Source organism: Flavobacterium arsenatis (assembly GCF_031456785.1).
GTDB lineage: Bacteria > Bacteroidota > Bacteroidia > Flavobacteriales > Flavobacteriaceae > Flavobacterium > Flavobacterium arsenatis.
The window spans coordinates 1-11631 of the sequence record NZ_JAVDVI010000002.1 but is presented as its reverse complement, the minus strand read 5'-3'; the positions used below and the strand labels follow the sequence as shown (position 1 = coordinate 11631).

Genomic DNA, 11631 nt, shown 5'->3' with positions numbered 1-11631 from the left:
AAATCCGCAATCTCATTATTGAATTTTGAATAATTTATTACGAAATCGATTTATTATTAAAAATATCAGATTTAATATTGATTTAACACGTTGTTATTGTTATCAAAAATTATTGTTAATAATCAATAAAAAAGGACTTTTTATTTTTTTATATGATGTAAAAATTTAAATTTGTCGTTCTGATATTAATCATTAAAGAAACCTTAATCATTAAGTATTATTAAAATTTTTAAAAAACTAAAATTTAAAAAAAGATGGCAAACGCAAATGTAGCGCAAAAAGGAAATGGTTCAAATGGAGGTAATTTATTCTCTGGACTTGTTATTGTTGGATGTATAATAATTGGTATCTTGGTAAGGGAATTTGTAATGGGTCACGGTTCTAACTTCGAAGGAGGAGTGAACACAGGACATCCACTTCCAGGAAACTATTTAGGAATGGTTTATAAAGGAGGAAATATCGTTCCAGTTTTGATGGGATTGATGTTAATGGTAGTTGCATTTTCTATCGAGCGTTTTTTCGTTATTTCTAAAGCTGCCGGAACAGGAAGTTTAGACAAATTCATGAAAAATGTACAAGAAAACATTCACGCAGGTAACATCGATGCAGCAATTGCTGATTGTGACAAACAAAAAGGTTCTGTTGCAAATGCAATTAAATCAGCTTTGATTAAATATAATGAAGTGAAAAAAGAAGGTTTTGATAGCGAAGCTGCTGCAGAAACTATTCAAAAAGAAATCGAAGAAGCTACTTCATTAGAAATGCCAATGTTGGAAAAAAACATGACGATTATTTCTTCATTAGTATCATTAGGAACACTTGTAGGTTTGTTGGGAACGGTAATGGGGATGATCACGGCGTTTGGTGCCTTGGCAACTTCTGGAGCTCCAGATCAAGCTGCATTAGCAAATGGTATTTCTGAAGCCTTGATTAATACGGCAACAGGTATTGCTACTTCTGCATTAGCAATTATCTCTTACAACTTCTTTACTTCTAAAATCGATACCTTGACATACTCTATTGATGAGGCAGGTGCAACTATCGTTGGAACTTACAGAAGGTTCAGAGGAAGTTTAAGAAACTAATAACTAATTGTAGTAAGCCGTTATAGGCTATCTATTAAAAAAATATATAAATGGCTAAAGTAAAAATGTCCAAGAAAGCCACAGCGATTGATATGACCGCGATGTGTGATGTTTCTTTTCTTTTGCTGACTTTCTTTATATTAACAGCTACGGCAAAACAACCGGAAGTAATTCCGGTTGAAACGCCAGCTTCAACTGTGCAAGTAAAATTGCCTGATACTGACTTGGCTATTGTTACAATAGGCGATAGCGGAAAAGTTTTCTTCGGAGTAAAAGCTCCAGATGTTCGAATCAAGACATTGGAACTTATAGGGGAAAAATATAACGTTCAGTTTTCAGAAGAAGAGAAAAAGAGATTTAGCTTGATTGAAGAATTTGGAGTTCCTGTGAATCAATTAAAAGGTTTGATAGGACTATCTTCTAGTGATAGAAATGTAAAAGGAAGACAAATTGGTATACCACATGATTCGATAGACAATCAATTGACAGAATGGGTTAAGGCTGCTCGATATGCAAATGCAGAAGTTAATCAGCAACAGCTGAATTTTGCAATCAAAGGCGATGCAAAAGAGCAATATCCAGAAATTAAAAAAGTTATGGATATTTTGCAGGAACAAAAAGTAAACAAATTCAATTTGGTTACTGGATTAAGAGGTGAAAATTTTTAATATAAAAAATATAAAATGGCACAATTAGATACTGGCGACAGTGGAGGTGGTAAAAAAGGTGGCAAAGTAAGAAGTAAAAAACAAAATTCTTCTGTCGATTTAACTGCAATGGTGGATTTGGCATTCTTGTTGATTACTTTCTTTATGTTAACAACTTCATTATCAAAACCTCAATCTATGGATTTGGCGATGCCTGATAAGGATCCTACCAAGAAAATTCAGGATGATATTCTGGTTTCTGAAGAAAGAACGATGGTTGTTTTATTAGGGCCTGATGACAAATTGCAAATGTATATGGGGCAATTTGATAAACCAAAACAAGCTCCAAAGGCAGTTGGTTACGGTAAGGATGGTATTCGTAAGGATATTTTAGAGAAAATGAAATCGGTACCTTTAGCAACAAGAACTACAGCAAAACCTAATGGTGAAGACTTGATCGTAATCATTAAGCCAAGTAAAGAGTCTGACTATAAAAATTTAGTTGATATACTAGATGAAATGGCTATTTGCAAAGTGAAAGTATATGCTATCGATGATATTACTCCTCAAGAAGAGCAGTTGTTTGAATAATTACGAATTTTCTTTTTAGAAAATTATAAAACATATAGTATGAAATTAGATATATACAAACAAAAGTGGATCGACATGGTCTTTGAGGGTCGTAACAAAAGTTATGGTGCCTACAAATTGCGTAAGCAAAACCCTAAAGACACACTTAAAGGATTTTTCATTGGTGCTGCCGCTTTCGCTGGTCTTCTATCTTTGCCATTAATCAATTGGGAAGGAAGTAAAGAAGATAAAGAAACAGAAAAGGTTACTATGGTAGATATGGCAACATTGGCACCACCTCCTGAAGAAGTAAAACCTTTAACTCCACCACCACCACCACCTCCTCCTGCACCAAAAATTGACGAAGTAAAATTTGTTAAGCCAAAGGTTGTAGAAAAGGAAAAGGTTGTAGAGGAAATCAAGTCAATTGAGGACCTTAAAGACAAGAATGTTGGTGCAAAAGATTTGAAGGGTCAAGAAGATGGTAAAATCGTTATTGATGCTCCATCTGGTGACGGACCTCAAACAGACTCTAAAATAGTTGAAGATACCAACCAAATCTATACAGCGGTAGAAGTAAAACCTGATTTTCCAGGTGGAATTCAGAAGTTTTATGATTTCGTAGGTAAGAACTACAGAGTTCCTGAAGGAGAAGATTTGAAAGGTAAAGTGTTCGTTCAATTCGTAGTAGAAAAAGATGGATCTTTAACGGATATAAAAGTAATTAGAGATTTAGGTTATGGAACTGGAAAAGAAGCCATCAGGGTGTTGCAAAAATCCCCAAAATGGAAACCAGGTATCCAAAACGGTCGCCCGGTTAGGGTTCTATATTCATTACCAATCAGCATTGTGTCTGGAAATTAAGGAATGCACAACAGAAAAAATACACACGAAAGAGTTCAGAAATCGCTTAAAGGGCGATTTCTGTTCGTTATAGGAATACTCTTCTTTTTGATTTATTTTGTTTTGGGAATGATTGTCATTTTTTGGAAAGAATTTCCAATAGCATTGCCCGAAACTTATAGGATGGCATTTGGTGTATTGCTCATTGTTTACTCATTTCTACGCTTTATACGTCTTCTGCAAACAAAATAATGTTAAAAAACTTAATTATGAAATCTTCATTATTTAAAATATCGGTTTTAATCGGAATCTTTTCGATAGTTATTTATGCTTGCAAGGACAAAGACAATAATGAAAAATTAGAAGAAACTGTTCTGCAAGGGACTGCAACAATCTATGTTGATCAGACACTTCAGCCAATTGTTGAAGATCAAACGGCAGTATTCGAAAGCCAATACAACGTGAAATTGAATTTAGTCAATCAATCTGAATCGGAAGTTGTAAATGCTTTGCTTACCGATAAAACGCAAATTGCAGTCTTGTCCAGAAAGCTCACAAAAGAAGAAGAAAATCATTTCAATCAAAAGAAAATTATCCCAAAAATCACGCATTTTGCTTCGGATGCAATTGTTTTTATTACCAATAAGGCTTCTCAAGACACATTAATAGATCTTCAAGAAGTGCTAAATTTATTGCAAGAAAAAGAAAGCAAGATCAAAGCATTGGTTTTCGAAAATCCAAATTCAAGTATCGTTAGCTACATGAATAATCTGGCGGGAGTAAAAAACGGACAAAAGAAAAATATCTACTCCCTGAATTCTCATAAAGAAGTTTTAGAATATGTTTCCAATAATCAAGGATCAATTGGGGTGATAGGACTCAATTTGTTGGTACAGCCTTTTGAAGACACAAAGCAATATACAGACAAGATTGCCGTTATGAGTGTCAGAAATGTTAAAAGTCAACCCAATAATGTTTTGTACTATAAACCCAACCAAAGCAATCTTGGCGAGGGTTTATACCCACTAAAACGACCAATTTATATGTTAAATTATCAGGGAACTGCTGGTTTGGGTATGGGTTTTGCTTCTTTTGTTGCCGGAGACATAGGACAAAGAATTATTCTGAAGTCAGGTTTACTGCCTGTTAGGATTCCTTCACGAGAACTTAACATCCGAAAAGAAATTATCAATAATAAATAAATCAGAATACTATGAACAAGTTAAAATTTTTCAGTATCGCCTTTCTTGCTTTTGGAGCTGGAGCTTATGCTCAAGATTTAGAGCAAGCTAAAAAAGCGATTGATGCTGAACAGTATGAAAAAGCCAAAACGATTTTAAAAACCTTAATTAATACTAAAGCTGATGAAGGAAAGAATTTCTTTGTATTAGGAAATCTTTACCTTACTCAAAAGCTGGAAGATTCGGCAAAAGTTACCTACGAAAAAGGATTAACAGCCAAAAAGGATGGAACTTTTAACTACATAGGTTTAGGTCAGATTGATTTAGACAACGGAAATACAGTTGGTGCAAAATCAAATTTTGATAAAGCCACAGCCGATATGAGAAAAAAAGATTTCGAACAATTCATGTACATCGGTCGTGCTTATATGAATGTCGAAAAACCAGATTATAAGGCAGCACTTGTTCAATTGAATAAAGCTAAAGCAGTTCAGCCAATGGATGCCCAAGTTTTATTGTCATTAGGAGATGCCTACAAAGGTGACGGAAACGTAAACGAAGCTTATTCAGCTTACCGTAATTCCTTTGATGCTGACAATAGTGTATTGAGAGCTAAATTACAATTAGGAGTAATCACCAAAGGTTCAAAAGCCTTCAAAGAAGCAAAAGCAGCCTTCGATAACATCTTGGCAACAAACCCAACTTATGGACCGGCTTACAGGGAAATAGCAGAAACCTATTATTTATGGGCATTAAACGATAAAGCTCAATATGCAGCCTACAATAAATTGGCCATAGAGAACTACCAGAAGTATATGAGCTTGACCGATTATTCATTGGATTCACGTATGCGTCATGCCGATTTCCTTGTCTTGACAAAAGACTATGCGGCACTTGAAAAAGAAGCAAACGAAATGCAAAAATTGGATAAAGTAAACCCAAGAATCCTACGTTATTTAGGATATTCAGCTTTCGAAAATAAGAATCCAGATGCAACTATTACAGCATTGAATGACTTTCTTACAAAAAGTAATGCAAAGCCAATTGGTCGTGATTACCTATATTTAGGTATGGCAAAAACTACAAAAGCACTAACCACTACAACCGCAGCAGATGGTAAAACCGACAGTAAAGTTGATCAGCCATTATTTGATTCAGGAGTAGCCGACATCAAAAAAGGAGTTGAAATGGATCCAGCAATGGCAAACGAATTGAACGACATCGGAAAAAAATTCTTTGACTTGAAACTATACAATCAAGCGGCAGCCATTTATGAAGTTGCAACAACAAATCCAAACTCAAGAAATTTCCTCTACGACAATTTCTATCTAGGATATGCACTGTACTTTGGTAATGTGAATCTTGAAGAAGGTCAAAAAATAGATCCTATTATCGTTTCTAAAGCAAATACCGCTTTCGATAACGTAATTGCAGCTTCGCCAACAACACAAGATGCATACATTTATAAAGCTCGTATCAACAGTTTGCTTGAAGATGATGCAGTTGCCCAAGCCGAAATGGTTAAGAACTACGAAGAATTCATCAGAGTGGTAACCGAAAAAGGAGCCGAAGAAGTTGCAAAACCAGCCAACCAAACCAAGTTTGTTGAAGCCTACAATAACCTAGGAATTCACTTCGCGAAAAAAGATAAAGCTAAAGCAAGAGAATATTTCCAGAAAGCATTAGCTATCGATCCAAACGACGAAACTGCAAAAAGCACATTGAAATTATTGTAAAAGAAATTCAAGTATAATCAAACCGATAGCATCACGTTATCGGTTTTTTTATTTTAGAAGCAAATCGTTTGGGCATTTTCAGAAACCCTGTCTGCCGACAGGCAGGCATTTTCCTGCCTTCCTTCCTCTCGTCGTAAAAGACGAGATCCCTCCAGTCAGTCGTGAGACTTCGGGCTATGATAATAACTTTAGGCTTCTTTTAAACATTTGTAAAAAAGAACCCTATCTTTGCAAACTATTTAAAAAATAAAATGTTACCAAAAGAAATACAAACCGAAGTCGAAAAAGGAACAATGCTTCCACTCATGGAGGAATTCTATACCATTCAAGGCGAAGGTTATCATACAGGAACAGCCGCCTATTTCATCAGAATTGGCGGATGCGATGTTGGCTGTCATTGGTGCGATGTAAAGGAAAGCTGGAATGCAGCCCTTCATCCGCCAACCCACATCAATCAGATTGTAGAAAATGCTTCAAAATATTCCGAAACAGTTGTCATAACAGGAGGCGAACCTTTAACATGGGACATGACTTTGCTTACGCAAATGCTAAAAGACAGAAACCGTCGTGTTCACATCGAAACTTCTGGAGCCTATCCCTTAACCGGAACTTGGGACTGGATTTGCCTTTCTCCAAAAAAGAACAAACTTCCAACTCAAACCGTTTATGATAATGCACACGAACTGAAAGTCATCATCTACAACAAGCACGATTTCATCTTTGCCGAAGAGCAAGCCGAAAAAGTAAATCAAAATGCAATTTTGTTCCTTCAACCAGAATGGAGCAAAAAAGAAGAAATGACGCCACTAATTGTAGATTATGTAATGAACAATCCAAAATGGAGGGTTTCATTGCAAACCCATAAATATTTGAATATTCCTTGATGAATTATTAAATAGCAAATCCCAAATTCCAATTGAAACACATAGGAATTTGGGATTAGTTTTTTTATATCAAAAATCAAAGTGTTAGCCTCGCCAAATAATCAAAATGTTCACCTTCTTTAATCAATTCACATTTCAAACCATTATCAAAACAAGCATTCTGCAAAGTGTTATAATCTAAATACAACCACTCAAAAGTATCCTCTTTTTCATTTTTGTAAGTAACGGTAAAAGTAACTTCTCCGTAATAGTTATCAGACGGAATCCATTTTCCACCATCTTCATCTTCATCAAACATATAAATAATGTCAGAACTGTCAATTAAAATCTGCCCATCAGGATTCAATAATGATTTTAATTTCTGTAAAAATGTAGGCACTTTTTCCAATTTACCGAAAATTCCAGTTCCGTTCATCAATAGCAAGATCGTGTCAAACTTATTTGCATCTGAATCCAAATCCAAAACATCAATTTCAACAGCATTTTTCAGTCCACGAAGTTGGCAACATTCAATCGCATTTTCCGAAATATCAATCGAAGTGACATCCAATCCTTTTTCATTTTGGAGATATAAACTGTGGCTTCCCGCTCCACATCCAACATCAAGAACTTTTCCTTTTGAAAGCTCTAAAGCTTTTTGTTCAATCGAAGGCATTTCTTTAAAAGAACGAAACAAATAGGCAACCGACATTTCATCTTCTTCAGAAATAGAAGTTTCGGTAATTAAATCTTCGGGAGAATTATTCGTTTGATAATCCAATATGGCTTTTCCGAAAAGGTCTTTCATCAAATGTTTATGAGTTTAAAAGTTTATGGGTTTAAAAGTTGTTTAACTTTGCAGAAGAAATTGTAATGATGCTAAAGCCAAATTTAAACGAACTCGGAAAACTAGCCAAAGATAAGCATATCGAAAACAAAAAGTATTTTGATAAGCTGAAAAAGAAACCGCCACGTGATCTGGACTATGTGATGCAAGAAATCCATGACAATGAGTTCAAAAAAACCGATTGTTTGAAATGTGCGAATTGTTGCAAAACTACTGGGCCGCTTTTTACGTTTGCCGATATCGAACGAATTTCGAAATCGTTCCGACAAAAGCCACAACAGTTCATCGATCAATATTTGAGAATTGATGAAGACAAGGATTATGTCTTGAAAAGTGTTCCTTGTACTTTTTTGGATGCGGAGAATTATTGTATGATTTATGATGTAAGGCCAAAAGCATGTAGAGAATTCCCTCACACGGATAGGAAGAAGTTTCAGCAAATTTCAAATCTCACCTTAAGAAATGTTGGAATCTGTCCGGCAGCCTACAATATTGTTGAAGAGATGAAAAAGAGAATAAAATTATAAACGAAAAGTCCTGCAAATGAGCAGGACTTTTTTATACAAACATATAATCGTCTGAGGATTCTATCAAATCTAAAGTTCTTCCTCTAACGCTGTCAACAAAATTTCTGATTCGGATTTCAAGGTATTCAATCATTTTGGACACCCATATTTTTGCCTGCTCAAAAAGTTCGATACCCTTTTCGATACCTTCGTTTAGGAATGCGATGAATTTCTTCAGTTCATCCATAAAGGTCATTATAATTTCAGCTCTTTTCATATCAATAGATTTGGTTTATTAGTTGTTTAAATAATTCCCACTAATTTAAGGAATAGGTAAACAATAACGAATAATCAATATGATAAATTTTTCTTATTTTTTCAGATAAACAAAAAATTAATAAATGAGATATTTTTGTCGCATGATTCTAAATTCCTCCAAGCCTAAGACCCAGCTTTCTCGTATTTGCTCTTCGGGCATTCCGGCCTGAATCTGAAACTGAAGTGTTTTGTTCCCAGCAAGTTTTGTAAAGAAAGACGTGAAGAATTTTGTTTTGTCTAAAGTTTCCTGATAAGCTCGAATTAACCATTTCAACTCCAAACGCGTCACTTTTTCAACATTTCTCAAATCTTCGCCGTAACAATTTAATCCATTGTTAGGAGGATTGGTCGAACCAACATTAGGTTCAGGTTTGAAAGAAAACCCAGTATTTGGCAAATAAGGCGAACCATAAACTTGAAATTGCATGTCTGTCCCTCTTCCAATACTCACATTTGTTCCTTCAAAAAAACACAAACTAGCATACAAATTGATGGATTGATCATTTGGCAAGTTTGGCGAAGGCTTCACAGGAAGACTGTATGGCATTTCTCTTTTGTAGTTTTCACAAGGAACAATCTTCAATTCGCATTGGATTCCATTTGCAAGCCAACCCTGACCGTTAATCATCAATGCGTATTCGCCAATGGTCATGCCATGCAAGACAGGAATCGTGTGCATTCCTATAAAGCTCGAATGTTCTGGTTCGAGAATTGGTCCGTCAACAATTCCTCCATTCGGATTTGGCCTGTCAAGAATAATCAACGGGATTCCTTGTTCTGCACAAGCTTCCATAATATAATGAAGGTGCGAAATATAAGTATAAAAACGAGCACCCACATCTTGCAAGTCAAACATCAAAACATCAATTCCTTCCAATTGTTGTGGACTTGGTTTTTTGCTATTTCCATATAATGACAAAATAGGCAAACCCGTCTTGGTGTCTTTTCCATCTGTAATCAGTTCTCCATTTGCGGCAGTTCCTCTGAAACCATGCTCTGGAGCATAAATTTTAACCAGATCAACATCTTTTTGCTTAACCAGATAATCTACTATATGTTCCGTTCTAATAAGCAAACTTTCTTTATGTAAACCTTCCTCTTTTGGAAGTTGAACGATAGAGTCGTAGGTGATCAATCCGGTTTGGTTGGTAACAATGCCTACTTTTTTGTTTTCAATTAATTTGAAATAGCTCAAAACATTATCGGCACCTGTCAAGAATTTCTCCGTTTTTATCTTTGTCTTTAAAGTCGTTTCAGCTGGAACAGAGTAATTGACTTTCGAAACCGTTTTGCACGAAACCAAAAATAAAGTAAAAAGAAAAAACGTTAAGGCAGTAGAAGTAACGAAACGTAAGCTATTTTTTGTAAGAGAAACAAAACCCATTATTTATAAAGGAATATAATTATTAGTAAAAGTGGCGTAAATTAAACGCTAAAACTGTATTTTTGAAAATCAAATCAGCAAAAATATCAAATTGAATTTAGAATATTTCATAGCCAAAAGACTAATTACTGCTAAAAACCATAAAAGTAGTATATCTGCACCAATTATAAAAATTGCAATTTCCGCCATTGCAATCGGAATGATTATGATGATTGTTTCCGTAGCAACCGGAATTGGACTAAAGCAAAAGATTCGCCAAAAGGTTTCCGATTTCAACGGACATATTATTATTTCCAATTATGACGACAATCAATCCGAAGTAAGTCTGATTCCAATTTCCACAAATCAAGATTTCTACCCAAAATTCAACTCCATTCCAGAAGTCAGCCACATTCAAGCAGTCGCCACAAAGATGGGGATCATCCGAACCGAAACCGCTTTCGAAGGCATACTATATAAAGGAGTAGGAAAGGAATACCAGTGGAACAATATAAAGGAGTATCTTGTAGGAGGCCGAATTCCAAACCTAAAGCAAAATCTAAATGACGAAGTTGTAATTTCAAAATTCCTTGCCGATAGACTCAAGCTAAAAGTAGGCGACAAGTTCACCACCTTCTTCATGAAAGACGAAGTGAACAAACTTCCAAACCGTCGTGCTTTCAAGATTACAGGAATCTTCAATTCAGGATTTCCAGAATTCGATGCCAAATATGTTCTGGGAGATATCCGTCACATTCAAAGAATCAACAAATGGCAACCAGAAGAAGTAGGCTCCTTCGAAGTTTTTGTAAACGATTTCGATAATATAGAAACCATCGGAAAAGAAGTCTATGAAAACACCTTCAATAAAACCGATGCAACAAAATCCCTAGACACCAAAACCATCATCGATAAATACTACTACATCTTCGATTGGCTCAAAATGTTCGACATCAATATCCAGATCATTCTCATCGTAATGATAATCGTCGCCACAATCAATATGATAGTCGCTTTATTAGTCCTCATTCTAGAGCGAACACAAATGATAGGAATTCTAAAATCCCTCGGAGCCAATAACTGGACCATCCGAAAAATTTTCCTCTTCAATGCATCGCATCTTATTTTCCGCGGACTACTTTGGGGTAATGTAATAGGAATAGGACTCATTTTAATTCAGCAGTATTTTGGGATCATCAAGCTCAACCCAGAAAACTACTATGTCAACGAGGCACCAGTCTATATAAATTGGACCTACATACTTCTCCTTAACATAGGAACCATAACAATATGCCTCCTCATATTATTAATACCTTCCTATATAATAACAAAAATCTCTCCCGTAAAAGCAATCCGTTTCGATTAGAAGCGAACCTTCGGGCTTCCAATAATTCCATTTTCCCGTCCTCCCTCCAAATCTTTTCTTTTTCCGAGGGAAAAAAGAAAAGGATTTTTCCTCCGGCCGGGGCTATGGTGGAGGCTTTCGGGCATCCCGGGAACCTTTTTTTCCTGCCGTCCTGCAAAAAGACGCATCCTTCTATTCCGGCGGAGGGCTTCAATTTCCTCACCGCCACATAATCCTCACGGTTGCCTTGGTGATATTGTGGAGCAAACCCTGATGCCTTCGAAAAAACTTTCCATTCCAAGGCACACGTTTCCAGCGGATTGTAAA

The 11631-nt window shown here is 35.7% G+C and carries 13 protein-coding genes; 9 read left to right on the top strand and 4 right to left on the bottom strand.

Annotated features, from left to right (window positions below; translation table 11 throughout):
- Positions 1–254 precede the first annotated feature (254 nt).
- From J2X31_RS02780 to J2X31_RS02750, 7 genes are all read left to right on the top strand, one after another.
- On the top strand, positions 255–1085 hold the full coding sequence (locus tag J2X31_RS02780; protein WP_310024223.1) for a MotA/TolQ/ExbB proton channel family protein: 831 nt from the start codon (positions 255–257) through the stop codon (positions 1083–1085).
- Between the two features lie 50 nt (positions 1086–1135).
- Complete coding sequence (locus J2X31_RS02775; RefSeq protein WP_310024222.1) at positions 1136–1753, top strand: ExbD/TolR family protein; 618 nt, start codon at positions 1136–1138, stop codon at positions 1751–1753.
- Between the two features lie 15 nt (positions 1754–1768).
- On the top strand, positions 1769–2323 hold the full coding sequence (locus J2X31_RS02770; protein WP_310024220.1) for an ExbD/TolR family protein: 555 nt from the start codon (positions 1769–1771) through the stop codon (positions 2321–2323).
- Between the two features lie 39 nt (positions 2324–2362).
- Positions 2363–3166 carry an energy transducer TonB gene (locus J2X31_RS02765; protein WP_310024219.1) on the top strand — a complete coding sequence of 268 codons (804 nt, stop codon included), beginning with the start codon at positions 2363–2365 and terminating at the stop codon, positions 3164–3166.
- 248 nt (positions 3167–3414) lie between these two features.
- Positions 3415–4347: a substrate-binding domain-containing protein gene (locus tag J2X31_RS02760; RefSeq protein ID WP_310024218.1), complete on the top strand. Its 933-nt coding sequence runs from the start codon at positions 3415–3417 to the stop codon at positions 4345–4347.
- Between the two features lie 11 nt (positions 4348–4358).
- Positions 4359–6062, top strand: a complete 1704-nt coding sequence (locus tag J2X31_RS02755; protein WP_310024217.1) for a tetratricopeptide repeat protein — start codon at positions 4359–4361, stop codon at positions 6060–6062.
- 251 nt (positions 6063–6313) lie between these two features.
- A complete protein-coding gene (locus J2X31_RS02750; protein WP_310024215.1) occupies positions 6314–6946 on the top strand; it encodes a 7-carboxy-7-deazaguanine synthase QueE in 633 nt (210 codons plus the stop codon).
- Between the two features lie 76 nt (positions 6947–7022).
- Here the strand turns inward: J2X31_RS02750 and J2X31_RS02745 are convergent, their stop codons facing one another.
- Positions 7023–7733 carry a class I SAM-dependent methyltransferase gene (locus J2X31_RS02745; RefSeq protein WP_310024213.1) on the bottom strand — a complete coding sequence of 237 codons (711 nt, stop codon included), beginning with the start codon at positions 7731–7733 and terminating at the stop codon, positions 7023–7025.
- A 68-nt stretch (positions 7734–7801) separates the two neighbouring features.
- On the opposite strand from J2X31_RS02745, the gene J2X31_RS02740 reads away from it, so the two are divergent.
- Entirely contained in the window at positions 7802–8299 is a 498-nt protein-coding gene (locus J2X31_RS02740) for a YkgJ family cysteine cluster protein (protein ID WP_310024677.1), read from the top strand.
- A 31-nt stretch (positions 8300–8330) separates the two neighbouring features.
- On the opposite strand, the gene J2X31_RS02735 is transcribed toward J2X31_RS02740, so the two are convergent.
- Both J2X31_RS02735 and J2X31_RS02730 read right to left on the bottom strand, forming a co-directional pair.
- Positions 8331–8555 carry a hypothetical protein gene (locus tag J2X31_RS02735; RefSeq protein WP_310024211.1) on the bottom strand — a complete coding sequence of 75 codons (225 nt, stop codon included), beginning with the start codon at positions 8553–8555 and terminating at the stop codon, positions 8331–8333.
- 117 nt (positions 8556–8672) lie between these two features.
- Complete coding sequence (locus J2X31_RS02730; RefSeq protein WP_310024209.1) at positions 8673–9980, bottom strand: exo-beta-N-acetylmuramidase NamZ family protein; 1308 nt, start codon at positions 9978–9980, stop codon at positions 8673–8675.
- Between the two features lie 91 nt (positions 9981–10071).
- Between J2X31_RS02730 and J2X31_RS02725 the strand changes: the two genes are divergently transcribed.
- Positions 10072–11325, top strand: coding sequence for an ABC transporter permease (locus J2X31_RS02725; RefSeq protein WP_310024208.1), 1254 nt, complete (start codon positions 10072–10074; stop codon positions 11323–11325).
- Here the strand turns inward: J2X31_RS02725 and J2X31_RS02720 are convergent.
- Positions 11258–11631 (bottom strand): hypothetical protein (locus tag J2X31_RS02720; protein WP_310024207.1); only part of this gene is annotated, 374 nt, incomplete at its 5' end. The two genes, J2X31_RS02725 and J2X31_RS02720, sit on opposite strands and share 68 nt — an antisense overlap.